The 23,805-nt window shown below is 69.1% G+C and carries 27 protein-coding genes and 1 pseudogene; 14 read left to right on the top strand and 14 right to left on the bottom strand.

The window, feature by feature from the left end; translation table 11 throughout:
• Window position 1: 1 nt before the first annotated feature.
• The 3 genes from CTB96_RS18040 to CTB96_RS18030 form a co-directional block, all read right to left on the bottom strand.
• Window positions 2–1,378, bottom strand: coding sequence for a chloride channel protein (locus CTB96_RS18040; protein ID WP_110128157.1), 1,377 nt, complete (start codon window positions 1,376–1,378; stop codon window positions 2–4).
• 110 nt (window positions 1,379–1,488) lie between these two features.
• Window positions 1,489–1,923: a hypothetical protein gene (locus CTB96_RS18035; RefSeq protein WP_146215854.1), complete on the bottom strand. Its 435-nt coding sequence runs from the start codon at window positions 1,921–1,923 to the stop codon at window positions 1,489–1,491.
• Complete coding sequence (locus CTB96_RS18030; RefSeq protein ID WP_110128155.1) at window positions 1,916–2,752, bottom strand: ferritin-like domain-containing protein; 837 nt, start codon at window positions 2,750–2,752, stop codon at window positions 1,916–1,918. Before CTB96_RS18030 ends, CTB96_RS18035 begins: the two co-directional genes overlap by 8 nt.
• 127 nt (window positions 2,753–2,879) lie before the next feature.
• Between CTB96_RS18030 and CTB96_RS18025 the strand changes: the two genes are divergently transcribed.
• The 3 genes from CTB96_RS18025 (at window position 2,880) to CTB96_RS18015 (ending at window position 4,263) form a co-directional block, all read left to right on the top strand.
• Window positions 2,880–3,359, top strand: coding sequence for a DUF2975 domain-containing protein (locus CTB96_RS18025; RefSeq protein ID WP_181397332.1), 480 nt, complete (start codon window positions 2,880–2,882; stop codon window positions 3,357–3,359).
• On the top strand, window positions 3,359–3,568 hold the full coding sequence (locus CTB96_RS18020; protein WP_110128154.1) for a helix-turn-helix domain-containing protein: 210 nt from the start codon (window positions 3,359–3,361) through the stop codon (window positions 3,566–3,568). Before CTB96_RS18025 ends, CTB96_RS18020 begins: the two co-directional genes overlap by 1 nt.
• A 68-nt stretch (window positions 3,569–3,636) precedes the next feature.
• Window positions 3,637–4,263 (top strand): sugar O-acetyltransferase, encoded by a 627-nt coding sequence (locus CTB96_RS18015; protein WP_248283442.1) that lies wholly within the window; start codon window positions 3,637–3,639, stop codon window positions 4,261–4,263.
• A gap of 19 nt (window positions 4,264–4,282) precedes the next feature.
• On the opposite strand, the gene CTB96_RS18010 is transcribed toward CTB96_RS18015, so the two are convergent.
• The gene (locus CTB96_RS18010; protein WP_110128153.1) at window positions 4,283–4,525 is read right to left on the bottom strand and encodes an SHOCT domain-containing protein; all 243 of its coding nucleotides are present in this window, start codon (window positions 4,523–4,525) and stop codon (window positions 4,283–4,285) included.
• Window positions 4,526–4,625: 100 nt separating this feature from the next.
• Here CTB96_RS18010 and CTB96_RS18005 point away from each other — a divergent pair, with 100 nt between their 5' ends.
• Window positions 4,626–5,600, top strand: a complete 975-nt coding sequence (locus CTB96_RS18005) for an SDR family NAD(P)-dependent oxidoreductase (RefSeq protein ID WP_110128152.1) — start codon at window positions 4,626–4,628, stop codon at window positions 5,598–5,600.
• A 31-nt stretch (window positions 5,601–5,631) separates the two neighbouring features.
• On the opposite strand, the gene CTB96_RS18000 is transcribed toward CTB96_RS18005, so the two are convergent.
• Both CTB96_RS18000 and msrB read right to left on the bottom strand, forming a co-directional pair.
• Window positions 5,632–6,186: a nitroreductase family protein gene (locus tag CTB96_RS18000; protein WP_110128151.1), complete on the bottom strand. Its 555-nt coding sequence runs from the start codon at window positions 6,184–6,186 to the stop codon at window positions 5,632–5,634.
• Window positions 6,187–6,190: 4 nt separating this feature from the next.
• The gene (gene msrB, locus CTB96_RS17995) at window positions 6,191–6,592 is read right to left on the bottom strand and encodes a peptide-methionine (R)-S-oxide reductase MsrB (protein ID WP_110128150.1); all 402 of its coding nucleotides are present in this window, start codon (window positions 6,590–6,592) and stop codon (window positions 6,191–6,193) included.
• 170 nt (window positions 6,593–6,762) lie between these two features.
• Between msrB and CTB96_RS17990 the strand changes: the two genes are divergently transcribed.
• The 5 genes from CTB96_RS17990 (at window position 6,763) to groL (ending at window position 11,015) form a co-directional block, all read left to right on the top strand.
• Entirely contained in the window at window positions 6,763–7,062 is a 300-nt protein-coding gene (locus CTB96_RS17990; protein ID WP_219993288.1) for a DUF3263 domain-containing protein, read from the top strand.
• A 42-nt stretch (window positions 7,063–7,104) separates the two neighbouring features.
• Window positions 7,105–7,665 carry a LytR C-terminal domain-containing protein gene (locus tag CTB96_RS17985; RefSeq protein WP_110128148.1) on the top strand — a complete coding sequence of 187 codons (561 nt, stop codon included), beginning with the start codon at window positions 7,105–7,107 and terminating at the stop codon, window positions 7,663–7,665.
• Window positions 7,666–7,889: 224 nt separating this feature from the next.
• Entirely contained in the window at window positions 7,890–8,093 is a 204-nt protein-coding gene (locus tag CTB96_RS17980) for a cold-shock protein (RefSeq protein ID WP_088457037.1), read from the top strand.
• Window positions 8,094–8,365: 272 nt separating this feature from the next.
• Entirely contained in the window at window positions 8,366–9,247 is an 882-nt protein-coding gene (locus CTB96_RS17975) for a DUF3048 domain-containing protein (RefSeq protein ID WP_181397330.1), read from the top strand.
• A 139-nt stretch (window positions 9,248–9,386) separates the two neighbouring features.
• Window positions 9,387–11,015, top strand: a complete 1,629-nt coding sequence (gene groL / locus CTB96_RS17970) for a chaperonin GroEL (protein ID WP_110128146.1) — start codon at window positions 9,387–9,389, stop codon at window positions 11,013–11,015.
• Between the two features lie 91 nt (window positions 11,016–11,106).
• Here the strand turns inward: groL and CTB96_RS17965 are convergent, their stop codons facing one another.
• The 3 genes from CTB96_RS17965 to CTB96_RS17955 form a co-directional block, all read right to left on the bottom strand.
• Window positions 11,107–11,397 carry a WXG100 family type VII secretion target gene (locus CTB96_RS17965; protein ID WP_110128145.1) on the bottom strand — a complete coding sequence of 97 codons (291 nt, stop codon included), beginning with the start codon at window positions 11,395–11,397 and terminating at the stop codon, window positions 11,107–11,109.
• A 134-nt stretch (window positions 11,398–11,531) separates the two neighbouring features.
• Window positions 11,532–13,343: a sensor histidine kinase gene (locus CTB96_RS17960; protein ID WP_110128144.1), complete on the bottom strand. Its 1,812-nt coding sequence runs from the start codon at window positions 13,341–13,343 to the stop codon at window positions 11,532–11,534.
• A 30-nt stretch (window positions 13,344–13,373) separates the two neighbouring features.
• Window positions 13,374–14,066 (bottom strand): response regulator transcription factor, encoded by a 693-nt coding sequence (locus CTB96_RS17955; protein WP_110128143.1) that lies wholly within the window; start codon window positions 14,064–14,066, stop codon window positions 13,374–13,376.
• A 190-nt stretch (window positions 14,067–14,256) separates the two neighbouring features.
• Between CTB96_RS17955 and CTB96_RS17950 the strand changes: the two genes are divergently transcribed.
• From CTB96_RS17950 to CTB96_RS17940, 3 genes are read left to right on the top strand one after another with little or no spacing between them, the layout of a single operon-like run.
• Entirely contained in the window at window positions 14,257–15,543 is a 1,287-nt protein-coding gene (locus CTB96_RS17950) for an NAD(P)/FAD-dependent oxidoreductase (protein ID WP_110128142.1), read from the top strand.
• Window positions 15,544–15,591: 48 nt separating this feature from the next.
• Entirely contained in the window at window positions 15,592–16,500 is a 909-nt protein-coding gene (folP, locus tag CTB96_RS17945; protein ID WP_110128141.1) for a dihydropteroate synthase, read from the top strand.
• A 3-nt stretch (window positions 16,501–16,503) separates the two neighbouring features.
• Window positions 16,504–17,235 carry a pyrimidine reductase family protein gene (locus CTB96_RS17940; protein ID WP_110128140.1) on the top strand — a complete coding sequence of 244 codons (732 nt, stop codon included), beginning with the start codon at window positions 16,504–16,506 and terminating at the stop codon, window positions 17,233–17,235.
• Window positions 17,236–17,281: 46 nt separating this feature from the next.
• On the opposite strand, the gene CTB96_RS17935 is transcribed toward CTB96_RS17940, so the two are convergent.
• From CTB96_RS17935 to CTB96_RS17925, 3 genes are all read right to left on the bottom strand, one after another.
• Window positions 17,282–18,940 (bottom strand): DNA repair helicase XPB, encoded by a 1,659-nt coding sequence (locus tag CTB96_RS17935; RefSeq protein ID WP_110128139.1) that lies wholly within the window; start codon window positions 18,938–18,940, stop codon window positions 17,282–17,284.
• Window positions 18,941–19,010: 70 nt separating this feature from the next.
• On the bottom strand, window positions 19,011–20,858 hold the full coding sequence (locus CTB96_RS17930; RefSeq protein WP_110128138.1) for a helicase-associated domain-containing protein: 1,848 nt from the start codon (window positions 20,856–20,858) through the stop codon (window positions 19,011–19,013).
• Window positions 20,859–20,863: 5 nt separating this feature from the next.
• On the bottom strand, window positions 20,864–21,139 hold the full coding sequence (locus CTB96_RS17925) for a hypothetical protein (RefSeq protein ID WP_146215852.1): 276 nt from the start codon (window positions 21,137–21,139) through the stop codon (window positions 20,864–20,866).
• A 94-nt stretch (window positions 21,140–21,233) separates the two neighbouring features.
• Between CTB96_RS17925 and CTB96_RS17920 the strand changes: the two genes are divergently transcribed.
• A complete protein-coding gene (locus tag CTB96_RS17920; RefSeq protein ID WP_110128136.1) occupies window positions 21,234–21,614 on the top strand; it encodes a cold-shock protein in 381 nt (126 codons plus the stop codon).
• Window positions 21,607–22,230: pseudogene (locus tag CTB96_RS20960) on the top strand (DUF3027 domain-containing protein); the annotation flags it as partial. The gene CTB96_RS17920 and the pseudogene CTB96_RS20960, both read left to right, overlap by 8 nt.
• Before the next feature lie 177 nt (window positions 22,231–22,407).
• Here the strand turns inward: CTB96_RS20960 and CTB96_RS20635 are convergent.
• Window positions 22,408–22,641, bottom strand: coding sequence for a DUF2530 domain-containing protein (locus CTB96_RS20635; RefSeq protein ID WP_181397329.1), 234 nt, complete (start codon window positions 22,639–22,641; stop codon window positions 22,408–22,410).
• 8 nt (window positions 22,642–22,649) lie between these two features.
• Window positions 22,650–23,765: a phosphoserine transaminase gene (gene serC / locus CTB96_RS17910; RefSeq protein ID WP_110128134.1), complete on the bottom strand. Its 1,116-nt coding sequence runs from the start codon at window positions 23,763–23,765 to the stop codon at window positions 22,650–22,652.
• Window positions 23,766–23,805 lie beyond the last annotated feature (40 nt).

Here is a 23,805-nt window from a genome sequence, read left to right as displayed (position 1 = left end):
CTCAGCCCGATGCGACGTTCGCGGCGGGCTGTTTCCGGCTGAGCCCGCGACCGGGCGGCTCGGGCAGCCGGGCGGTGAGCACATGCGCCACCACGACCGCCACGATCACCAGCGGCATCACCGCGGCGGCGTCGCTGGTGAGCAGCACGGTGGCCAGCAGAACGCTGGTGAGCGGCAGCCGCAGCATCGACACGCACATCGCGCCGATCCCCACCCCGATGGCCGGCACCAGAGCCATGCCCGGCAGCTGCGCAGCGGCAATGCCCAGGGCAGCGCCGAGGAACATGACGGGAAAGACCGGCCCGCCCCGGAAGGCGCTCAACGACAGGCCGTAGGCCAGCGCCTTGAAGACCACCAGGAGCGCCAGAGCGCCTACCGGCCAGGCGGCGCCGTCACTGATCAGTCCGGGCAGGGCGGATTGGCCCGAGAACAGCACCTGCGAGCTGTCCTCCCCGGTGATCACCGCGAAGCCGACGGCCAGGGCGGCCACGACCAGACCGAGCACCGGCGTCACGATCAGCCGGTGGGCGTGCACGGCGGGCCGTACCAGCAGGGAGACGGCCTTGATTCCCCAGGCCAGGACGGGGCAGACGATCCCGAGCACGAGTGCCCACCCGAACATGGCCAGGGTCGGGGTGCTGAAGGCAGGCAGATCGGGAATGGCCAGCGAGAACGTGCCCAGCCCGGTCCAGGAATCCAGGCCGACGAAGACCAACGAGCCGATCCCCGCCGCCAGCAGGCCGGGCAGCAACCCCACACCGAGCATCGCCCCGCCCAGCCCGGAGGCTTCCATGAGCAGGAATGCGCCCAGCAATGGCGAGCCGAGCAGCGTGCTCACCGCGGCGAAACTGCCCGCCGCGGCGACCACCGCGACCGCGGAGGGAGGGGAGTCCTTCTTCAGCAGTAGCAGGGCCAGGGCGCCCAGGCCGCCGCCGAGGGCGATCAGCGGGGCCTCAGGGCCGAGCACCGCGCCCAGCGCGAGCGTGGCCAGTGCGGCCAGGGCCACGCCGGGTAATTCCGCCGGGCTGGGAAACCCGCCCGCCTTGAAGCCCTCCGACGGCGAGTGACCCGAGTTGCCCGGCAGGTACCGGATGCTCAGGGCCACCAGTAGGCCAGACAGCGCCAGCAGCGGCAACGGCCACCACACCGGCACCCCGTCGAGGCCCAGGACGCCCGGCAACTCGGTGAACAGGAATTTCTGCAGCCAGCTCACCAGCGCCAAGAACCCGTAGGCCGCCGCCGAAACCGGAATGCCGATGAGCCCCGACAGGAGCAGGATCCGCAGATACCCGCGCGACCGGATGACCGCCAACGGGTCTGCCGGCCCTGCTGCTACCGGCGGGGGCGACGAGGCGGGCGGATCGGTTGGCGCGGGCATGTCGCTGTCCTCCTCGATCGGTCCTGTGCGGTGCCGGAGTTGCACCCCACGCTGGCCCGGCCGCGCGGCCCGCGCAAGGGCCGCTCCCCGCCCCGGTGGTGGTCTGGCCGTCAGGGCGCGTAGAAGCTGACCCCGCCGCCCGTCAACACCGCGTAGACGATCGCGCATCCGCCGACGGCGACCGCGGCCGACCAGACCGTGAGCCCCAGCACCCTGGCAAAACGGAAGCCCGGTCCCCAGGCCAGTTGGCCCAGGAGCGCCGCCGCCAGCCAGAGCACTGCCATGAGCGCCCCCATGCCCAACATCACCCCGTAGTTCGGGTCGGAGCAGTCCGTGGCCGAGCCGCAACTCTTGAACGGTCCGCCGGAGCCCGTGGTGTCGTAGCTTTGCGACGCGGTGAGGAACAGGAACGCCAGAGCGAGATGGATGGGCAGGCAGAAGGCCGTCACCACTGCAGCCGCGAGCGCCGCGAGTGCCGGGCGCCAGGGTCGCGGGGCAGAGCCGGCGACGAGGGCGTAGCTCGGTACCGGCCCGTAGTCAGCCACGGCAGTCCCTGACCACCGTGCGCTGGCCCGACCCGGCCGGTTGCAGCGGATGCTCACGCGGCTCGGCCATCGGCCCCACCGGCGCTACGCGGCGGCTCAGGCGGAACGCGAGCGGGGCCGACCGGCCGAAATGCCCCAGGGCGCGCCGCCAGAAGGTCGACGGTCGCAGCCCGAGTGCACGCAGGGCGGGCCCGTGGTCGATGGCCAGGACCGTGGCCGCGCCGACGGCGACAACCCAGGCGGCCGACGCGGCCACCACCCGGCCGGGGCGCGGCACCCCGGCGAACCCGGCGCGGAGCTGATCGATCTGGAACCGCACGTGTTCGACTTCATCGGTGAGGATGCGCCGGGCCACGCCCTGCACGACCGGGTCGTCAGAGCGCCGCAGGGCCAGGAAGTACTCCATGGCGACGGTCTCGGCGATCAGGAAGAGGGTGATCTCCGTGCGCAGGCCCACCAAGCGGCGCAGCCGCACGAAGGCCGCGTCCGACCAGTGCGAGCCGAGCGGCTCCACGCCCAGGTGACCGAGAGCGGCCAGGAAGAGCGCCGAGTGCTTCTGTTCCTCGGCGATGAAGAGCTTGAGCGCCGCGTCATAGGCCGGGTCGTGCCGGGACCGTGCCCGCGCCAGGAGCCCGGTGCCCTCGCCGCCCTCGCCGAGTTCGAATCGTTGCAGCGATCGGGCGAGTGCTGCGGCATCCCGGTGCGGGAGTGCGCACGGAGTGTCCCACGGAATGAGCGCATCCAGACGCTCGTGCCGGGCGAGGTTCGCGGTGAAATACGACGCCCAGGCCTCGAATTCCACGGTCTGCGGATGCTCCTTCTGGTTCATGCCCACTCCTCGTGTCGAGCGTTCCGGGCCCGCTCAGTGGCGGTCCGAACGCGGTTGCGGTAGTCTTACCGGTGTTAACGTATCGAATAACGATACAAAATGCACGTTATTCGATATGGAGGGCACAATGCCTCGTTCCGTTCTCCTCGCGCTCCGCACGCTCCTCGTGCTGCTCTTCGCCGCCGCCGTCGCCCTGCAGGTCACGTGCGGCGCCTTGTTCGGCACCGTGCCCGGCGCGGCGCGCGGCACTGCGCTCGTGACCCTGGTCGTGGCCGGGGCGCTCTGCGTCGAGGTGGTGCTGATCAGCGTCTGGATGTTGGTTTCGCAGGTGCGCGCGGGCGTGATCTTCGACGAAACCGGCCGGGCCGACGGCTGGGTGAACGCCGCTGTCGGGGCACTGGCTACGGCGGCGGTGATCGCCGCCGGCGGATGCCTCTGGCTCCTGCTGATCGACCTCGCCGCACCCGCGCCGGGCGGAATCGCCCTGGCGCTCCTCGCGGCCACCGCGGCCGGAGTGGCTGCGGCCCTCGCCCTGCTCGTGGCCGTGATGCGCCGGCTGCTGCACGCCGCCATGCGGCTGCAGAGCGAACTCGCCGAGGTTGTCTGATGGCCATTGTGATCAACCTCGACGTCGAACTGGCCAAGAAGAAGATGTCGGTCACCGACCTCGCCGCCGCGATCGGACTGGCGGTCGCGAACGTCTCCATCCTCAAGAACGGCCGCGCGAAGGCGGTGCGGTTCAGCACCCTCGATGCCATCTGCTCGGTGCTGGGCTGCCAGCCCGGAGACATTCTGAGTTACGTCCCCGACGAGTAGGAAAGGGGCGGCGCTGAGGTCGCGCATCCCCTACGCTGGTGTTTGTGGTTATAAACAACAAAACTCCCGTGGACCCTGCCCGCTCCGAGTTCGACAAGATGGTGGCGGGGGAGTGGTATCGGTACCGGTTCGGCCCCGAACTGGCCGAACTGACCACGAGCACCCAGCGCACCTGCCGGCAGATCACCGCCCTCTACGACGATGACAGGGAGGCCGCGCACGCCCTGTTCGCCGACCTGCTCGGCAGCGTGGGCGAGGGGGTCGATTTTCGGCCGCCGCTGTACCTGGACTATGGCTCCCGCCTACACGTGGGCGCCAACACCTTCATCAACGCCGATTTCCTCACCCTGGGCGGCGGAGAGATCACCATCGGTGCGAACGTGCTGGTGGGCCCGAGCGCTCGGCTGTACACCCCCAGCCACGCCCTCGACGTGGCGGAGCGCCGCGCGGGTTACGAGCGGGTCTCGCCGATCGTGATCGAGGACGACGTCTGGTTGGGCGGCAATGTCGTCGTGTGCCCCGGGGTGACCATCGGTGCGGGCAGTGTGATCGGTGCCGGTTCCGTCGTCACCCGGGACGTGCCGGCCGGGGTGATCGCCACCGGCAATCCCGCCCGCGTGGTGCGGGAGATCGGGCCCGGTGACCGCACTGTGCACACGGAGACTGTGCACGCGGAGCGGCCGGAGACGGCCTGACCGCCGGCTGGGGCGGGCGTCAGAGACGGCCGATGATGTCCTGCCGCTTGGCGTCGTACTCGGCCTCGGTGAGCAGGCCCCGGTTGAGCAGTTGGGCCAGCTCCACCAGCTGGTCCGACGGCCGCCCGGGCAGCTGCTCGGTCTCCGCACCGCGGCGGCTGGAGCGCATCACGAGGATCACGATCACGACCACGACGACGGCGACCGCGCACAGCGCGCCGCCGACGATGAGAAGGTGCCAGCCGGACAGGTTGCTGAGCATTCGAATCCCCCAACGCCGGCCTGACGGCCGGACCCCGGCAGTCTAGCCCGACGGCCCGGGCGCTCGCCGAGTCGGGTGCGGCCGAGCGTACGCTGGATCAATGACCATCACAGCCCAGCACGTTCTGCCCTCCGGCTTCACCGCCCGTTCCACCGCGACCGACGTTCTCCAGGAAATCGACCTGACCGGCAAGACGGCCATCGTGACCGGCGGCTACTCCGGCCTGGGTATCGAGACCGTCGCTGCGCTCGCCGCCGCCGGGGCCACAGTGATCGTGCCCGCCCGACGGCCAGAGGTCGCCCAGGCCGCGCTGACTGCGCGTGGACTGGCGGACGTCGAGGTGGACACCCTCGACCTGGCCGACCTGGACAGCGTGCGGGCCTTCGCCGAGAAGTTCCTGGCCACGGGACGCAGCCTCGACATCCTGATCAACAACGCCGCCATCATGGCCTCGCCGGAGGTCAGGGTCCGCGCGGGCTGGGAGTCCCAGTTCGCCACTAACCACCTGGGCCACTACGTGCTCACCAATCTGCTCTGGCCGGCCCTGGTCGCCGGCGACGGCGCCCGCGTGGTGGCCCTGTCGTCGACCGGGCACAAGCTCAGCGGCATCCGCTTCGACGACCCGCAGTTCACGACCGGCTATGACAAGTGGCTGGCATACGGCCAGGCGAAGACCGCCGACAGCCTGTTCGCGGTGCAGCTGGATGCGTTGGGTGCCGAACACGGGGTGCGCGCCTTCGCCGCCCATCCCGGCGGCATCATGACCGAGCTGCAGCGGCACCTGCCGCGCGAAGAGATGATTGCCGCGGGCTGGATGACCGAGGACGGCGTCGTCAACGCACTGTTCAAGTCGCCGGAGCAGGGCGCGGCCACCTCGACCTGGGCCGCAACGTCGCCGCAGCTGGCCGGGATGGGCGGGGTCTACTGCGAGGACTGCGATATCGCCGAGCCCACGGTGCCCGGCAGCGCCACCGCCCGGGTGGCCGGGGTGAACCCGCACGCCATCGACCGGGACGACGCCGCGCGGCTCTGGGCCCTCTCGGCCGAACTCACCGGCGTGAATGCCTTCGCCTAGCCGCCGCGCCCGCGGCCGGGGGAGACCGCCGTCAGGCGGGGAGGGGCGTCAGGTGGGCGGCCGGGTCGATCGGCGGGCGCACGGCTGGTTTCGCGTTGTCGGGGATGCCGCCGACGTAGAGCCAGCCGAGCAGTTCCTCGGTCTCGGCCAGGCCGTGCAGCCGGCGCACCGGTTCGCTCCTGGTGTGGCCCCCGGTGCGCCACATGGCACCCCAGCCGGCATCCTCGAGCAGCAGGCTGAGCAGATGGGCCACACCGGCGGCGGTCGCATCCTGTTCCCAGTGCGGCACCTTCTCGCTCGGCTGGCGGCTGGCCACCACGGCGAGCAGCAGCGACGCGCGCAGCGGCTTGCCGGCCAGCTTGGCGGCGGCGGTGCCCTCGAGCCCGGCGGATGCCGCCAGAGCCGTTCCGAGCGCCACCCGGTCATCACCGCGCAACTCGATCAGCCGCCACGGGCGCAGAGCACCGTGATCGGCGGCCCGGGCGGCCGCGCGCACCAGGGTCAGCAGCTCAGCCCGGCCGGGCGCATCCTTCGTGACAGCGGAGTACGACCGGCGCGAACTGATCGCGTCGAAAACTGCCGACAAGCCGTTACTCGCCGGGCGTGAAGTTGAGCGAGATCGAGTTCATGCAATAGCGGTCGCCGGTGGGTGTACCGAAGCCGTCGTCGAAGACGTGGCCGAGGTGCGACCCGCAGGCGGCGCAGCGCACCTCGGTGCGCACGACGCCGAGGGAGGTGTCTTCGATGAGTTCGACGGCCTCGGGGCGCACCGACTCGTAGAAGCTGGGCCAGCCGCAGCCGGAATCGAACTTCGTGCCGCTCTTGAACAGCTCGGCGTTACAGGCACCACAGGTGTACACACCCGCCCGGCCTTCGTCGAGCAGCTCGCCGGTCCAGGCGCGTTCGGTGGCCGCGCCGCGGAGCACCGCATACTGCTCCTCGGAAAGCTCGGCCTTCCACTCGGCGTCAGACTTGGTGACCTCGTAGTCCATGGTGCGTCCTCTCATTACGTCCTGCGGCAGACGACTGCCCCCAGCCTAAACTCGCCAGACGCTCCCGGCATTCCCGGATGAGGGGTACCCGGCGATTCCCCAGCCGGCCAGGTCGCGACAGGCGGGCCCGGTCAGCGAAAACCCAGAGCCGGGCAAATAGGATGACGCGTATGGCGACCAGCGAGCACGGCGAGAGCGAACGGGGCGCAGACGCCGCCCCCGGGCTCACGCCTCGCGACGAAGCCGTGCTCGCGTTCGAGCGGCGGTGGTGGTCCCACCCCGGCGCCAAGGAGCAGGCCATCCGGTCCGAGTTCGGCCTGTCGGCCGCCCGCTACTATCAGTTGTTGGGTGCCCTGCTTGACTCCCCGCTAGCCCTCGCCCACGATCCCATGCTGGTCAAACGCCTGCAGCGGATGCGTGAAGCCCGGTCGCAGGACCGGTCACGCCGAGCCATCCGCCCCATCGAGTAGCCACCACCTGCTCAGCCAACCGAGGATCGAACCACACTGACGATGCCCACTTCGTACCCGAAAGACCGCTTCGACGACCTACCGCACAAGCTCGACCGGGTGGGGGCACACCGGGCACCCGCCAAGAGGGGGAGCCGATGGGTGGCGTTCTGGTGGGCGCTCGCCGCGACTGCCCTGCTCATCGGACTGGGCGCCGTCGGCCTGTCGGTGCTGAACAACCGGCTCAACTTCACCATCCCCGGAATCGCGTCTGAAACCGCCACCGAGGCCCCGACGGAGACCGCCGTGCCAACGGCGGAGCCCACGACTGACCCCAGTGCTAGTGTCACCGTGCTCAACGGCACCCCCACGACCGGGGTGGCCCGGTCGGTGGGCGACCTGCTCACCGCGAACGGTTGGACCGTCGGCACGACCACCGACGCCGACACGGAAGACATCGCCACGACGACCGTTTACTATGCCGATGCCACTCTGGAAGGCGCTGCACGCGGTGTGGCGGCCTTGCTGCCCGGTTCGGCGATTTCCCTCTCCGTCGACGGCACCGGCTCAGACGCGACCCTGACCGTAGTGGTGGGCAGCGACTACGTGATGCCGGAGGGCTGACCCAGCCGAATCGGCCTGTGACCTAGTGGGATTCCGCTCGCCAGTCAACCCCCTTTTGATCTGCGGTTGTCTCACTAATATCGCCAGTGGTCGCTCATTTTATGCAGGTGCGCTCGGTAATTTGAGAGCGCTCTTTCGCAGACGATGGACGCAGCATCTGCGCCAGGCCCGGTAACACCAACGGGTGATAGCCGAAATACAACACTGCACTAGGGGAGTTTCACATGGCGAACGGAACCGTCAAATGGTTCAACGCTGAAAAGGGTTTCGGCTTCATCACTGTCGATGGAGGTGGGCAGGACGTTTTCGTTCACTACTCCGCCATTGACATGCACGGCTACAAGGTTCTCGAAGAAGGCCAGCACGTCATCTTTGAACTGGGTACCGGAGCCAAGGGGCCGCAGGCAGAGTCTGTCCGCCCGGCCTAATCCAACGCGTCGAACACCACAACTGAATACACACAAGTGAATACCGATTGACCACAGTCACGCCACCACCGACCGCCAGGCAGACATCCCAGGCGGATAAGGTGTGTGGCGTGACTGCGTTACGGATGCCCCTCGGCCGTGCGCGACGACCCCGGGCACGTACCCTGGCTGTCTTGGCCGTGCTCGGCGTGGCCCTGGTCGGCTGCGCGGGTCCGACTGCGGCGCCGACCGCTTCTCCCACGCCACCGCCCAGCGCGGTTCCACAGCCCGGCGTGGCAGCATTGCGGGGCACGCCCGTTGATCCGGCCGCCGCGGACCATCCGGCCCTGGCCGTGAAGATCGACAACCAGCAGTCCGCACGCCCGCAGATCGGGCTGGACCGAGCCGACCTGGTCTTCGAGGAACTCGTGGAGGGCGGCCTGACCCGCTATGCCGCGCTCTGGCATTCGGATGTGCCGGGCGAGGTGGGACCCGTGCGATCCGTGCGTCCGATGGATCCCGACATCCTGAGTTCGTTCGGCGGCATCGTCGCCTACTCGGGCGGCCAGCCCCAGTTCGTCGAAGCGATGCAGAACACACCACTGCTCAATGTGGTCTTCGACACCGACGAGACCGGCCTGTTCCGCCGGGTGGACGAGCGGGAGTCTCCCCATGACGTAGTGCTCTCCGCGGCCGAGGTCGTGCAGCGCAATACCGAGCTCGCCCCGCCCGGGCGGCAGTTCGACTACGCCGACAGCGCGGCCACGAGCGGTGCCGCCCTCACCGGGGACGCCACGGCTGCCATCTTCACCGCGTTTTCTGCCTCGAGCGGGCGCGGCTGGACGTGGGATGCCGCAGCGCGCGCCTACCTGCGCAGCCAGGACGGCGACGTCGACCTGGACGCCGGCGGGGTCCAGCTCGCCGCGACCAACGTCGTGGTCCTGCGCGTCGACGTCGACCGTTCAACCGAGGTGCCGCGCACAGTGTTGTCAGGGTCGGGAGTGGCGTGGGTGTCGTCCAACGGTTCGACGCTGGCCGCCACCTGGTTCAAGGATGCAGCGGTCGCCCCGATCCGGCTGGCCGACGCCGCCGGGGCCACGGTCGACCTGGCGCCGGGCAACACCTGGATCGAACTGGTGCCCACCGACGACGGCAGCGTAGAGCTCGTGCCGTAGCCTCGCCGCCCAACCGGACCACAGCTGATGTTCACTTGCACTCTCAACCCCAGAGTGCCAGAATCGGTTTAGCACTCTGAGCTTTCGAGTGCTAACCCATCATCGTTTTGGTAACGTCCGGGAGGGACGAGAAACACATATGGCAAAGATCATTGCTTTCAATGAAGAGGCCCGTCGCGGCCTTGAGCGCGGCCTCAACATCCTCGCTGACACGGTCAAGGTGACCCTCGGCCCGCGCGGACGCAACGTCGTGCTGGAGAAGAAGTGGGGCGCCCCCACGATCACCAACGACGGCGTGTCCATCGCCAAGGAGATCGAGCTCGACGACCCGTACGAGAAGATCGGTGCGGAGCTCGTCAAGGAGGTCGCCAAGAAGACCGACGACGTCGCGGGCGACGGCACCACCACCGCCACCGTTCTGGCTCAGGCCCTGGTTCGCGAAGGCCTGCGTAACGTCGCAGCCGGCGCCGACCCGATCAGCCTCAAGCGCGGCATCGAGAAGGCCACCGCTGCCGTCATCGCCGAGCTCATCGCCAGCGCCAAGGAGATCGAGACCAAGGAAGAGATCGCGGCCACGGCTTCCATCTCTGCCGGCGACGCCGAAATCGGCGCGATCATCGCCGAGGCCATCGACAAGGTCGGCAAGGAAGGTGTTGTCACCGTTGAGGAGTCGAACACCTTCGGCACCGAGCTGGAGCTCACCGAGGGCATGCGCTTCGACAAGGGTTTCCTGTCGGCGTACTTCGTCACCGACCCCGACCGTCAGGAAGCGGTCTTCGAAGACCCGTACATCCTGATCGTCAACTCCAAGGTCTCCAACATCAAGGACCTGCTGCCGATCGTTGACAAGGTCATCCAGAGCGGCAAGCAGCTGCTCATCATCGCCGAGGACGTCGACGGCGAGGCCCTGGCCACGCTCGTTGTGAACAAGATCCGCGGCATCTTCAAGTCGGTTGCCGTCAAGGCCCCCGGCTTCGGCGACCGTCGCAAGGCGCAGCTGCAGGACATCGCCATCCTCACCGGTGGCCAGGTCATCTCCGAGGAGGTCGGACTCAAGCTCGAGAACGTCACCCTCGACCTGCTCGGTAACGCCCGCAAGGTCGTCATCACCAAGGACGAGACCACCATCGTCGAGGGTGCCGGCGACGCCGAAGCCATCGCCGGTCGCGTTCAGCAGATCCGCAACGAGATCGAGAACACCGACTCCGACTACGACCGTGAGAAGCTCCAGGAGCGTCTCGCCAAGCTCGCCGGTGGCGTTGCCGTCATCAAGGCCGGCGCCGCGACGGAGGTTGAGCTCAAGGAGCGCAAGCACCGCATCGAGGACGCCGTTCGTAACGCGAAGGCAGCCGTCGAAGAGGGCATCGTCGCCGGTGGTGGCGTTGCACTCATCCAGGCCGGCAAGACCGCATTCGAGAGCAAGGCAATCCTTGACCTCGTTGGCGACGAGGCAACGGGCGCGAACATCGTGCGCGTCGCCATCGACGCTCCCCTCAAGCAGATCGCGCTCAACGCCGGCATGGAGCCGGGCGTTGTCGCCGACAAGGTGCGCAACCTGCCCGTCGGATTCGGCCTCAACGCCGCAACCGGTGAGTACGTCGACATGATCGCCGCCGGCATCAATGACCCGGTGAAGGTCACCCGCTCCGCGCTGCTGAACGCATCGTCGATCGCCGGACTGTTCCTCACCACCGAGGCCGTTGTCGCCGACAAGCCCGAGAAGAACCCGGCCCCGGCCGGCGACCCCTCGGGTGGCATGGACTTCTAAGTCCTCGCAGCAGCACCTGTAGTACCTGCACGACGAACTGGGCGTCTCCTTCGGGAGGCGCCCAGTTTTTTGTCCGCCGGGCTCCGGCGCGTCAGCGCGCGAACAGCCTGGCGTTCGCCTGCTCGACCTCGGCGTATTGCTGGCCGGCCTGGCCCAGCGCCTGGTTGAGGGCGTCTGCGCTCTGCTCGACGTGCTGCTGGGTGGTGCGCCAGGCCGACACCGCACCCTGAAAGGTGGTGGAGGCCTGGCCGGTCCACGAGCCCTCCAGCCCGGTGAGCTGGCCCAGCAACGCCGCCACCTCGCCCTGGATGCGCGCCATGGCGGCGCGGGCCGCGCCGGTGGTGCTGATCAACGCTTCGCTGTCTACCTGGAACTGGGTCATGCGGGTTCCCTTCGCTCGGGACGACGCCGGTGCGCGCCGTCAGGGGCGACGGTAGAAGATCGCGGCCCGGCACCAGCAGAGCCGCGAGCGGCTGGGGGAGAACCGGTGCCGGCGCGGGGTGGTGAGGACCGGGCTCAGGCCGTCGAAGAAGCGGCCTGTGCCTGCGGAGCGTTGGGGGAATCAGCCAGGGGGAACCAGACCCGGAAGGTGGCGCCGCCACCCGGGGTCTCGACGACCTCGATCGAACCGTGGTGGCTGGCTACGATGGACGCCACGATCGCGAGCCCCAGGCCGCTGCCACCGGTTTCCCGGGCGCGCGACGTGTCGGCTCGCCAGAAGCGCTGGAAGATCTTGTCGCGGATCTGCGGCGGGATGCCCTCGCCGTGATCGATGATCGAGATGGATGCGCGCTGGTTGCGACGGTCGACGGCCACCTCGAGCTCCACCGGGCTGTCGGCCGGGCTGAAGCGCAGGGCGTTGCCCATCAGGTTGGTGATGACCTGACGAACCTTGTTCTCTTCGGCCATGATCACGGCCTCGAGCGCCGGCGGAGCCTCAACGGTCTGCGGTTCCTCTGCGGCGGGTGCGGACGCATCCGTGCGCTTGGGGCGCCGGGTGCGCAGACGCGCCAGGGTGGCGCCGGCGAAGGAAATGGTGCCGGTGGTGGAGCCGGACGAGTCAGGCTTGCCGGCTGCGGCGGCCTTGGCGGCGGCCGCGGCCGCGGAGGCAGCGGCTTTGTTGGCGGCTGTGACTCTCGCGGCGGCGGCCTTGGTCTCAGCGGCGGTCGGCGGAACGACAGGCTGCGAGGTCGGCGGAGCAACCGGGGCGACCTCGCCGGTGGAGTCGGCCAGGTCGATGGCCGGATTGGTCTTCTCTTCGTCGAATTCGGCGGGGTGGCTGGTGAGCACCGTGATCCGGCGGCTCGGCGCAGAGGCGCCGGCGTCGAGGGCGGCGTCGTAGGCGAGCGGCAGCAGGTCCACCTGGGTGAGGAGCAGCGGCTTCGTCTCGTCGAGCCTGGCCAGTTCGAGCAGGTCTTCGACGAGTCCGCCCATGCGGATCGCTTCCTTCTCGATGCGTTCCATCGCCTGGGCGACGTCTTCGGGGGTCTGCAGCGCGCCCATCCGGTAGAGCTCGGCATAGCCGCGCACCGACACCAGAGGGGTACGCAGCTCGTGGCTGGCGTCACCGACGAAGCGGCGCATCTGGTCGATCGTGCGGGCGCGGTCCTTGAAGGCCCGGTCGATGCGGCTGAGCATGGTGTTCAGGGAGCGATTGAGCCGGCCGACCTCGGTGTTCGGGGTGGCGCCGCCGAGGCGCTGGCTGAAGTCGCCGTCGGCGATGGCCGCCGCGGTGCGTTCGGCCTCGCGCAGCGGAGCGAAGGTGGTGGTGACCAGCAGCCGGGTGAGCATGGCGCCCACGAGCACCACACCGACGCCGAAGCCCAGGAAGATGCTGAGGTAGGTGTTGACGGTGTTCTGCGCCTCTTGCATCGACACCGCCATCAACAGGGTGCCGTAGGTGCCGGTGGAGTTGATCACGAAGGGCACGGCCACGGCGTGGTACTCGGTGTTGCCCTCAGCGTCCCAGACCTTCTGTACCGTGCCGTTCATGCTGATCACGCTGTGCAGGTCGAGCGGCATGGTGATCGCAGGCAGGCTGGCGCGCGGTCGGTCCTGCCAGGTGAACTCCTTGAGCACGCCGTTCTGGTCGAAGACCGCCGCGAAGTAGTCCGCATCGTCGTCGAGGGTGTTGCGGTAGTCCATCACCGTGGTCTGCGCCTCGGTCTGCAGGCTCGCATCGACCTGCTGCACCACGTAGTTGCGCAGGATCACCATGGTGCCCACCCCGGAAACGAGCAGGCCGAGCGTGAGCATCAGCACGGTCACACCGGTGATTTTGGAGCGGAGCGAAATCCGGCTCCAACGGTCCATCAGGGCCACATGCATGGGTACAGTCTAGGAAGCGAAGCTGGGTGTCTAGACCTTGGCGGCTTTGAGCATGTAGCCGAAGCCGCGCTTGGTCTGGATCAGCGGCTCGCTGGAGTGCATGTCGACCTTGCGGCGGAGGTAGGAGATGTAGGACTCGACGATGCCGGCGTCGCCGTTGAAGTCGTACTCCCAGACGTGGTCGAGGATCTGCGCCTTGGACAGGACCCGGTTGGGGTTGAGCATCAGGTAGCGCAGCAGCTTGAACTCGGTGGGGCTGAGCTCGATGGGCTGGTCGCCGACGAGGACCTCGTGGGTGTCCTGGTCCATGGTGAGTTCGCCGGCGCGGATGACGGCATCTTCATCTGCGTGCATCGTGCGGCGCAGGATGGCCTTGATCCGGGCCACGATCTCGTCGAGGCTGAACGGCTTGGTCACGTAGTCGTCGCCGCCGACGGTGAGGCCGGTGATCTTGTCCTCGGTGTCGTCCTTCGCGGTGAGAAAGAGGATCGGGGCGGTGTAGCCGGCCGAGCGGAGGCGCTTGGTCACGCCGAAGCCGTTCATGTCGGGCAGCATCACGTCGAGGATGATGAGGTCGGGCTCTTCCTCGAGCACGGCGGAGATCGCCTGGGCACCGTTGCCGACGGCCCGCACGGCGAAGCCGGCGAAGCGGAGGCTGGTGGTGAGGAGATCCCGAATATTCGGTTCGTCGTCAACGATAAGGATGCGGGGGCCGTCAGTCATGAGTCCAGTATCTGCGCGTTAGCTGGCGCTTTGCTGTGAGCCCGCGGTATGTCTGCAGGTTTGTTCCGGCAGGGGTTCCGGTGCGACCCCGATGCCTCTACCGTCGATTCTGACGGGGATAGTGCCGAGCCGAGCCGGGTCGAGGTCGCGGCGGGATCTCTGACGGTTCGGGACCGGTTGGGAGCCATGGATGGATGACGCAGTGCACGCAGACGCGCCGGGCGACGAACCGGTGGTGATCGTCGGTGCCGGCTTGGCCGGTGCCCGGGCGGCCGAAGCTGTGCGCGCCGGGTCCAATCAGCGGGTCGTGCTGGTGGGGGAGGAAGTCGAACCGCCCTACATCCGCCCGCCGCTGTCGAAGGAGTACCTCACCGGCAGCGCGGACCGGGCCAGCGCGGACGTGCATCCGCTGGCCTGGTACGCGGAACAATCGATCGAACGGATCGCCGGGCACCGGGCGGCGGTGCTGGACCGTGGCGCGCACCGGCTGACCCTCGACGACGGGCGCAGCCTGCGGTATTCGCGGCTGCTGCTGGCCACCGGCGCGTCCCCGCGGCCGTTCCCCGGCCCCGGCGCGAGCCTGCCCGGGGTGCACTACCTGCGCACCGTCGACGACTCCACCCGGCTGCGCACGGCGCTGGCCGAGGGCGGCCGCCGCGTGGTGATCGTGGGCAGCGGCTGGATCGGCCTCGAGGTGGCCGCGGCCGCCAAGGGCTACGGCAACGACGTGATCGTGCTCGGCCACGGCCCGGTGCCCCTGCAGTCCGCGATCGGTGCCGAGCTCGGCGCGGTCTTCGAGCAGCTGCACCGCGACCACGGTGTGCACCTGGGCAACAACACCGAGGTGGTCGAGCTGGAGGGCGAGACCCGCAGCGGCGGCACCCGGGTGACGGGGGTGCGGCTGAGCGACCGCACCCTGGTGCGGGCGGACCTGGTGGTGGTCGGTATCGGTGCGATGCCGAACACCCAGCTGGCGCTGGGGTCGGGCCTCGAGGTGGACAACGGCATCGCAGTGTCGGCAACCTTCACCACCAGCGACCCCGATGTGTTCGCCGTCGGCGACGTGGCCAACGTGTACCACCCGCGGCTCGGCCACCGACTGCGGGTGGAGCACTGGGCCAACGCCGACAGCGCCGGCGCGGCGGCCGGGCGCGCCCTGTTGGGCGACCGCACCGACTACGACGCGATCCCGTACTTCTACACCGACCAGTTCGACCTCAGCATGGAGTACTCCGGCTTCGGCGAACTCGCCAGGAACACTGAGGTCGTCTACCGCGGTGACCGTGCCGCAGGCGAATTCGTGGCGTTCTGGCTCGCCGACGGGCAGGTGGTGGCCGGCATGAACGTGAACGTCTGGGACGTGAACGAGACCGTGCAGCGCCTCATCCGCTCACGGACGCGGGTGGACCCGCGCCGTCTCGCGGATGAGAGCATAGCCTTGGAAGACCTGCTCGACCCGGCCGCCGGCTTGGCCTGAGCGAACACCCGTCGCAGTCGAACGCGACCCAGCACCGCGAGGAGTCAGATGGTCAACTCGACCGCCCAGGCCGGGGTCATCCTGCCCCGGCTGGACGCGCCAGTGCGCCGCCTCAACGGGCGCGACTTCGACTTCGCCCGCGAGGTGGCCGTGATGGCCGTGATCAATCGCACGCCGGACTCGTTCTACGACCGCGGCGCGACCTTCGCGCTGGACCGGGCCGTGGCCGCGGCCCGCCAGGCCATCGACGACGGTGCTGACTGGGTCGACATCGGCGGAGCCAAGTTCGCGCCGGGCCCGGCCATCCCGGTCGCGGAGGAGATCAACCGGGTCGTGCCCGTGGTCGCGGCCCTGCAGGGCTCCGGCGTGGTCATCTCCGTCGACACCTTCGACCCAGACGTCGCCCGGGCGAGCATCCTGGCCGGTGCGCACGTGATCAACGACACCACCGGGGTGCACGACCCGCGGATGGCCGAGGTGGTGGCCGACAGCGACGCCACGCTCGTGATCACACACAGCCTCGCCCGGCCCCGCATGCCGTACCCGGCGCCGCGCTACGGCGATGTGGTTGCCGAAGTGGCGGAGTTCCTGCAGGCCAGGGTGCAGCGCGCCCTCGACCACGGGATGCCCGCCGACCGCCTGGTTATCGACCCGGGGCACGACCTGAACAAGAACACCCTGCACTCCCTGGAGCTGACCCGCCGGCTGGGCGAGATCACCACCCTCGGCCTGCCCACCCTGGTGGCCGTGTCGAACAAGGACTTCATCGGCGAGACCCTCGACCGGGACCGCGATCGCCGGGTGGACGGCACCCTCGCCGCCGCGGTGTTCTGCGTGCTGCAGGGCGCCCGCATCGTGCGGATGCACAACGTGGCGGCCGCCGTCGACGCCGTGCGGATGACCGAGGCGATCCTCGGCTGGCGCGCTCCGGCCTACCTGCGCCACAACCAGGCCTGACCGATGACCGGCCCTGAACTGCCCGATGCGGCCGAGGTGCGCGCCCGGTACGAGGTCACCGACCGCGCCGCCCCGTACCTGCGGGTGAACTTCATCAGCAGCCTCGACGGCGCCGCCACCCACGACGGCCTGAGTGGAGGGCTCGGCGACGCCGCCGACCGGCTGGTCTTCGACACCCTGCGGATGTTCACCGACCTGATCCTGGTGGGCGCCGGCACGGTGCGGGCCGAGGGCTACGGCGGCATCCGGCTCGACGCCGACGCGGTGGCGTGGCGGATCGCACACGGGCTGCCGGAGCAGCCGCCGGTGGCGATAGTGTCCGGCCGGCTCGACCTCGACCCGGCGCACCCGGTGTTCACCCGCGCCGCCACCCGGCCGCTCGTGGTCACGCACGGCGGTGCCCCGGCCGGGAAACGAACGGCGTTGGCGGAGGTGGCCGATGTGCTGGTTTGCGGGGAGGCATCCGTTGACCACGCCCTGATGCTGACCACGCTGGCCGAGCGGGGCTACCCGCAGGTGCTCTGCGAGGGGGGACCGAGCCTGTTCGGGTCGCTGTTGGCCGCCGACCTGGTGGACGAGCTGTGCCTCACTTTGGCCCCGCTGCTCGAGTCCGGCCGGGCTCCGCGCATCGCCGGCGCCCCGGAGGCGTCACCGCGCCCGATGCGCCTGGCACATGCGATCCCGGCCGGAAGCACCCTCCTCCTGCGCTACCTCCGCCCGCGAACTGTGGGCTAAGCCCCGAAAATCGCGGGTTTCAGGTGCTTTGCTCACGGCTCGCGGGCTAGCTGGCGGCTCGGGTGGCCAGGTCGAGGGAGTGGGCGTCGAGGATCGTGTAGGAGTAGCCCTGCTCGGCCAGGAAGCGCTGCCGGTTCTGGGCGAAGTCCTGGTCGACCGTGTCCCTGGCCACGAGCGTGTAGAAACTCGCGGTGAGGCCGGACTCCTTGGGGCGCAGCAACCGGCCCAGACGCTGGGCCTCCTCCTGCCGGGAACCGTACGACCCCGACACCTGGATCGCCACCGAGGCCTCGGGCAGGTCGATGGAGAAGTTCGCCACCTTCGACACCACGAGCAGGTTCTCCTCGCCCACCCGGAAGGCCTGGTAGAGCCGTTCGCGTTCGTCCACCGGGGTGGCCCCGGTGAGTTTGGGCGCCTGCAGCGCCTCGGCGAGCTCGTCGATCTGGTCGAGGTACTGGCCGATCACGAGGATGCGTTCGCCCGGGTGCATCGCCACCAGCTGCTTGACGATGTCGAGCTTGGCGGGGGCGGTGGCGGCCATCCGGTAACGCTCGTCGTCGGGCGCGGCGGCGTAACTGAGCCGTTCGGATTGGGGCAGGTCGATGCGTACCTCGAAGCACGCGGCGGGGGAGATGAAGCCCTGCGCCTCGATCTCCTTCCACGGGGCGTCGAACCGCTTGGGTCCGATCAGGCTGAACACGTCGCCCTCGCGGCCGTCCTCGCGCACCAGCGTGGCGGTGAGTCCGAGCCGGCGGCGGGCCTGCAGCTCGGCGGTGAGTTTGAACACCGGCGCGGGCAGCAGGTGCACCTCGTCGTAGATCACCAGGCCCCAATCCATGGCGTCGAGCAGTTCGAGGTGCGCGTACTCGCCCTTCCGCTTGGCGGTGAGGATCTGGTAGGTCGCGATGGTGACGGGTTTGACCTCCTTCACCTGGCCGGAGTACTCACCGATCTCCTCGGCCGTGAGGGTGGTGCGCTTGAGCAACTCGTCGCGCCACTGCCGGGCCGACACCGTGTTCGTGACGAGGATCAGCGTGTTGGTCTTGGCGGTGGCCATCGCCCCGGCACCCACCAGGGTCTTGCCGGCGCCGCAGGGCAGCACCACCACGCCGGAGCCGGCGTCGAAGAAGTTGGACACGGCCTTGTTCTGGTAGTCGCGCAGCGCCCAGCCGTCTTCGAGCAGGCTGATCTCGTGCGGGGTTCCGGGGGTGTAGCCGGCGAGGTCTTCGGCGGGCCAGCCGAGCTTCACCAGTTCCTGCTTGAGCTGGCCGCGCGCCCACGGCGCCACCAGGAACGAGTCCGGGGTGGGCTGGCCGATCAGCAGCGGGGCGATGCGGCGGGCGGCGGCCACCTCGGTGAGCACCGGAGCGTCGATGCTGCAGAGCACCAGCTGGCCCTCGGCATCACGGTCAATGACCAGCCGGCCGTACCGGCCTACGGTTTCCTGCAGGTCGACCGACACCGTCTGCGGAATCGGGAACTTGGAGTACTTCTCGAGAGTGGCCAGCATATTCGCGGCGTCGTGCCCGGCGGCGCGGGCATTCCACAGCCCCAGCCGGGTGATCCGGTAGGTATGGATGTGCTCCGGCGCGCGTTCCAGCTCGGCGAAGACGGCGAGGTCGTGCCGGGCATCCTCGGCCTGAGGGTGCGCGACTTCGAGCAGAACCGTGCGGTCACTTTGGACGATCAGCGGGCCATCGGACATAAGCGTCAATGCTACGCCCGTGTGCTGCGCGGCTCGGCCCCCGTATTGCGGGGGTTGCGCGAGCCGAGCATCACGGCGCGGGAACGATGCTGACGATGCTGGAGAGCGGCAGGGTGCGTTCGATGTCGGCCTGCCTGTCCCTGGCCCGGAACCGGCCGCCGCCGACACTGGCCGGTTCGAGCAGGTAGTCCACGACGTCGCCGCCGGGCATCTGCACGCTCACCAGCACCGCCTGGCGGTGCTTGATGGCGGAGTCGAGCTGCCGGGCCAGCCAGGCGTGTGCGGCCTTCGCTTCGCCGCCGTCGGTGGCGCGCAGTTCTTCGACGAGCGCGATGGTGGGGTCGGGCGCCTCGGCCCGGCTCGCCTTCGCCAGCGGATGCCGACGTGGGTGCACTACCTCGCCGGCCGCGTTCTCGGCGGCGACGGGGTACCTGGCGTCGGTGAGCGCCCAGTACACGGTGTCGGCTGCGTGAGCGCTGGTGAGCCGGGTGGGCGAGACGTTGACCAGCGCCAGGGACCGGAACGTCTGGTCGACCGCGATGGCGCCGAGCACGGCGGTGTCATCGGACGCGATATAACTCGCGCCGGCCGGGTTCTCCGGGTCGACGCTGCCCACCCGCACCCGCCCGAACCTGTCGGCGGCGTCGCGGATCAGGTAGTCGACCGGCTGCGGAATGCCGCTGAGCGAGATCGATCCGAGAAACGCCAAGAGCGACTCGGCATCGTCGCCGGCGGCGAGGGCGCGGTTGACGGACGGCCCGCTGAGCCGGTAGCTGGATGCCAGTTCCCGACTCTCCACCTCAGCGAAGGTGCGCAGCCGCGCGTCGAGGGCCGCGGAGAGCGGGCCGGGCGCCACGATCGAGAGGTCATGCTGCAGGTACACCGCGCCCACCTCGGCCGGCAACGACGCGGTGATGGTGGCGATGGCGCCGTCGATGTCGCCGATCAGCACGGATGCGCCGGCCGCGCTTGTCGTCTCACGGGCAGTGATGCCGATCAGTTCGCCGTCGCGGGCGAAGTTGGCGATCCGTTCCTCCATCCAGGCCCCGCCGGCCGGGTAGAGCCAGCTGACGAACCTGTGCAGGGCGTCGCCCCAGGCGACCCCGGGGCGTTGGGCGAGGATCTCCCGCACATCGGCCGGGAGCACGGCGAGCCAGGCGCCGGCCAGGATGCCCCACCGGGCGCCGGCGCTTTCGAGCAGCCAGGCGACGCCCGCCGCGGACTGCGCCCAGTAACCGTCGTTGAGCGCGACCAGTTCCGCGCGCGCGGCGATGCTCACGAGCGGAGCGACCGCGTCGATGTCCACGCCCATCGCCGCCGCGAGCCGTTTGGTGTCGGGCAGGCCGAGCCCGCCCCGGCTGAGTTCGCGGGCCGGCTCCTGGCCCACCTCGGTGAGCAGCTCGGCGATCGAGGAGACGGCGGAGAACGCGCGTTCGGCGGCCAGCCGCTCGGTGAACCGGCCGTCCGTGGCCGACAGCGGGGCGAGCGGGGTGGGGGCGGGCACACCGGCCAGCTCGGCGGCGCTGGGCAGGCCCTGCTCCGGCCAGGCCCTGAGGATGGCGACAACGGCCGGATACGGCCGCACGACGTCGTCCACCCGCACCAGCAGCATCAGCTCGGCCAGGTGGTCGACCCTGGCCGTGATGTCTTCTGCGCCCACGGTGTCGTGGCCGAGGTCGGCGAGACGTTCGACCAGGGTGGGGATGCTCGGGGCGCCGAGTTCGCCGGCGACGGCGAGCACGGCCAGGGTGCTGCGGTCCAGGTGCGACAGGGTCGACTGGAGGGCGTCGGGTTCGAGGAGTGCCTCGGCGAGGTCGAAGAAGTCGTGGATTCCCTGCGGGGAGACCGACCGGAGGCCGATCGTTCGGCGCAGTGCTGCGTCGTTCAGTGCGCGGAGGCGTGAGGCGAGCGTCAGCATGCGGCCTACTCCAGCTTCTGACGAGCCTCGCGTGCGCGACGGATTCCACTGACGATCATCAGCGCGATGATCAGCAGGAAACCGATGGGGAGGCCGAACAGGGGCAGGGTGAGCACGGCAGGCCAGACACCGTGGCTGAACCCGTCGTTGTCGCCGGCGCCGGCAGCGGTACCGAGGATCACGGCGAGGAAGGCCAGGATGGAAAGCCCCACCACGCCCGCAACCATGTAGGCCAGGATCTTTTCGATCCGGCTCGGGTCATGTGGAGTTTGAGTGGTCACAGACCAAGGATACGGGGCATAGTCAGCTCCAACGGAATAAGCTGTGTCTGGTTGGCACGCATTCTGCGCGCCCCAAAATCACAGCGAGGTTCAGATGCCCACCGGCAAGGTCAAGTTCTACGACGAGGAGAAGGGTTTCGGCTTCATCAGCTCCGATGACGGCCACGAGGTCTTCCTGCACGCTTCTGCAGTGCCCGCCGGAGTGACGGTGAAGGCCGGGATGAAACTCGAGTTCGGCATCGCAGATGGCAAGCGCGGCGCCCAGGCGTTGTCGGTGCGCGTCATCGAAGCTCCGCCGAGCCTCGCCAAGCTCAGCCGCAAACCGGCCGACGACATGGCGATCATCGTCGAAGACCTGGTGAAGCTCCTCGACGGCATCGGTTCGAGCCTGCGTCGCGGCCGCTACCCCGACAGCTCGCACAGCAAGAAGATCGCAGCCATGCTGCGCAAGGTTGCCGAGGAACTGGATGCTTAATCCGTTCGATCCCACCCCGATCAAGGTGCCGGCGGTAACGGAACCGGCCGTCGAGGAGACCTCGACGGAGCCCGCCTCGACGGAGTCCGCCGAGGCGGCGACCGAGACGACTGTGGTATCGGTCGACGCTGCTGTATCGGCCGACGCTCTGCCGACCGTCGCCGCCGAACCTGCCGTCACCGATGAGGCGCAGGCTTCGTCCGACGAGTCGGTGTCAGACGCCGACGATGACGAGGTGTTCGAGGCCGACGAGGTGCTCATGGCCGCGACCGACCAGGCCAAGGCGGCCCTTGAGCTGATCACCCCCGCCGACACCATCGGCGAGTACCTCGGTTACATCGTGGAAGGTGAGCACGTTTTGTCGCTGCTCTTCGACTGCCTGATGACCGGGTACCCGGGCTGGCGCTGGACGGTCAGCCTGTCCCGCGTCGACAGCGACTCGGAGCCGCAGGTGCTCGAAACCGAGCTCATGCCCGGCGACGATGCGCTGCTCGCCCCGGAGTGGGTGCCGTGGAGCGACCGCCTCGCGGACTCCAAGATCGCCGAGGAACTCGCCGCGGCCGCGCGCGCCGGCGATGTCGAGAGCGACGATGACGACGACTCTGACGATGACGACGAGTCGGACGACGACGAGTCCGACGAGGACGACGACGAGTCCGATGACGACGACGAGTCCGACGACGACGACGAGTCCGACGACGATGACGACGACCACGACGATGAGAGCGCCGAGTCCTTTGACGCAGCCGATGACGGCGTCGACGCGCTCGACAGCATCGACTTCGACGAAGCGCTAACGGCGTCGGAGCTGCACGAAGATGAGGCCGGCGAGGCCGAGGCCGAGACCGATGGCGGCGCACCACAGCCACCAGCCCAGGCCCGCGGCATGCAGTTCAGCGCGGAAGACGATCAGAAGTACCAGGGCGACTAGCCAGCCCACCGAACCCGCTGCCACCGCCTTTCGCGCATTCGCGCGGGCGGGCAGCGGGTCTGGCCGTCGTTCGCTGTCTTTCAGCCAGACCCGCATGATGGCGCCTAGCCCAGGTTGGCCACGACGTACTCGATCGACGAGACGAGCTTCCGCACATCCGCCGGCTCGATGGCCGTGAAGGTCGCGACGCGCAACTGGTTGCGGCCGAGCTTGCGGTACGGCTCGGTGTCCACGATGCCGTTGGCGCGCAGCACCTTGGCGATGGCCGCGGCGTCGATGGCGTCGTCGAAGTCGATCGTGGCGACGACCTGTGAGCGGTGGCTCGGGTCGGTCACGAACGGGGTGGCGTAGTCAACGGTCGCGGCCCAGTCGTAGAGCACCGAGGAGGACTCGGCCGTGCGGGCCGATGCCCAGGCGAGTCCGCCGTTGCCGTTGATCCAGTCGAGTTGGTTCTCCATCAAGAGCAGCGTCGACACGGCGGGCGTGTTCAGCGTCTGGTTGAGGCGGGAGTTGTCGATGGCGTTCTTGAGGCTCAGGAACTCCGGGATGTACCGGCCGCTGGTGGCGATGCGTTCGACCCGCTCGATGGCGGCGGGGGAGAACAGGGCCAACCAGATGCCACCGTCGGAGGCGAGGTTCTTCTGCGGGGCGAAGTAGTAGACATCCGCCTGGTCGGCCTCGAAGTCGATGCCGGCAGCGGCGCTGGTGGCATCGATCACGGTGAGCGCACCCGCGTCGCCCTGCACCCGGGTGACGGGGGCCATGACGCCGGTAGAGGTTTCGTTCTGCGGCCAGGCGTAGACGTCGATGCCCTCGGTGGGAACGGCGGCGGCCCGCGAACCCGGAGCGGCCTTGATCACGTCGGGAGCGGTGAGGAACGGTGCGGCGGCAGCGGCGGCGAACTTGCCACCGAACTCACCGAAGACGAGGTTCTGCGCGCGGCTCTCGATGAGCGAGAACGCGGCGGCGTCCCAGAACGCCGTAGATCCGCCGTTGCCCATGATGAGCTCGTAGCCCTCCGGCGCGCGGAACAGGTCGGTGAGGCCGGTGCGAACGCGCCCGACCAGGTTTTTCACCGGCGCCTGGCGGTGGGACGTACCCAGAATGCTCGCGCCCGCACCAGAGAGGTAGTCAAGCTGCTCCTGGCGAATCTTGGACGGGCCGCAGCCAAAACGTCCGTCGGCGGGCAGCAATTCAGTGGGGATAAGTAGGTCCGGCATATCTGGATTCTAGTTGGCCGTTCCGCACGGGTAGTGTTGT

Source organism: Cryobacterium arcticum, assembly GCF_003185895.1.
In the GTDB taxonomy this organism is placed as follows: Bacteria; Actinomycetota; Actinomycetes; order Actinomycetales; family Microbacteriaceae; genus Cryobacterium; species Cryobacterium arcticum.
This window is presented reverse-complemented; position numbering and strand designations above follow the sequence as displayed.

Excerpts from the sequence above, each read along its gene's own strand:
- CTB96_RS17920 (WP_110128136.1), top strand. The coding sequence starts at position 21,234 with ATGCCCACCGGCAAGGTCAAGTTCTACGACGAGGAGAAGGGTTTCGGC.
- msrB (WP_110128150.1), bottom strand. The coding sequence starts at position 6,592 with ATGGACTACGAGGTCACCAAGTCTGACGCCGAGTGGAAGGCCGAGCTT.
- CTB96_RS18020 (WP_110128154.1), top strand. The coding sequence starts at position 3,359 with ATGGCCATTGTGATCAACCTCGACGTCGAACTGGCCAAGAAGAAGATG.
- CTB96_RS18040 (WP_110128157.1), bottom strand. The coding sequence starts at position 1,378 with ATGCCCGCGCCAACCGATCCGCCCGCCTCGTCGCCCCCGCCGGTAGCA.
- CTB96_RS17960 (WP_110128144.1), bottom strand. The coding sequence starts at position 13,343 with ATGCATGTGGCCCTGATGGACCGTTGGAGCCGGATTTCGCTCCGCTCC.
- CTB96_RS17965 (WP_110128145.1), bottom strand. The coding sequence starts at position 11,397 with ATGACCCAGTTCCAGGTAGACAGCGAAGCGTTGATCAGCACCACCGGC.
- CTB96_RS17985 (WP_110128148.1), top strand. The coding sequence starts at position 7,105 with ATGCCCACTTCGTACCCGAAAGACCGCTTCGACGACCTACCGCACAAG.
- groL (WP_110128146.1), top strand. The coding sequence starts at position 9,387 with ATGGCAAAGATCATTGCTTTCAATGAAGAGGCCCGTCGCGGCCTTGAG.
- folP (WP_110128141.1), top strand. The coding sequence starts at position 15,592 with ATGGTCAACTCGACCGCCCAGGCCGGGGTCATCCTGCCCCGGCTGGAC.
- CTB96_RS17990 (WP_219993288.1), top strand. The coding sequence starts at position 6,763 with ATGGCGACCAGCGAGCACGGCGAGAGCGAACGGGGCGCAGACGCCGCC.
- serC (WP_110128134.1), bottom strand. The coding sequence starts at position 23,765 with ATGCCGGACCTACTTATCCCCACTGAATTGCTGCCCGCCGACGGACGT.
- CTB96_RS17980 (WP_088457037.1), top strand. The coding sequence starts at position 7,890 with ATGGCGAACGGAACCGTCAAATGGTTCAACGCTGAAAAGGGTTTCGGC.
- CTB96_RS18030 (WP_110128155.1), bottom strand. The coding sequence starts at position 2,752 with ATGAACCAGAAGGAGCATCCGCAGACCGTGGAATTCGAGGCCTGGGCG.
- CTB96_RS18010 (WP_110128153.1), bottom strand. The coding sequence starts at position 4,525 with ATGCTCAGCAACCTGTCCGGCTGGCACCTTCTCATCGTCGGCGGCGCG.
- CTB96_RS17940 (WP_110128140.1), top strand. The coding sequence starts at position 16,504 with ATGACCGGCCCTGAACTGCCCGATGCGGCCGAGGTGCGCGCCCGGTAC.
- CTB96_RS18025 (WP_181397332.1), top strand. The coding sequence starts at position 2,880 with ATGCCTCGTTCCGTTCTCCTCGCGCTCCGCACGCTCCTCGTGCTGCTC.
- CTB96_RS20635 (WP_181397329.1), bottom strand. The coding sequence starts at position 22,641 with ATGCGGGTCTGGCTGAAAGACAGCGAACGACGGCCAGACCCGCTGCCC.
- CTB96_RS17935 (WP_110128139.1), bottom strand. The coding sequence starts at position 18,940 with ATGTCCGATGGCCCGCTGATCGTCCAAAGTGACCGCACGGTTCTGCTC.
- CTB96_RS17955 (WP_110128143.1), bottom strand. The coding sequence starts at position 14,066 with ATGACTGACGGCCCCCGCATCCTTATCGTTGACGACGAACCGAATATT.
- CTB96_RS17950 (WP_110128142.1), top strand. The coding sequence starts at position 14,257 with ATGGATGACGCAGTGCACGCAGACGCGCCGGGCGACGAACCGGTGGTG.
- CTB96_RS17930 (WP_110128138.1), bottom strand. The coding sequence starts at position 20,858 with ATGCTGACGCTCGCCTCACGCCTCCGCGCACTGAACGACGCAGCACTG.
- CTB96_RS18005 (WP_110128152.1), top strand. The coding sequence starts at position 4,626 with ATGACCATCACAGCCCAGCACGTTCTGCCCTCCGGCTTCACCGCCCGT.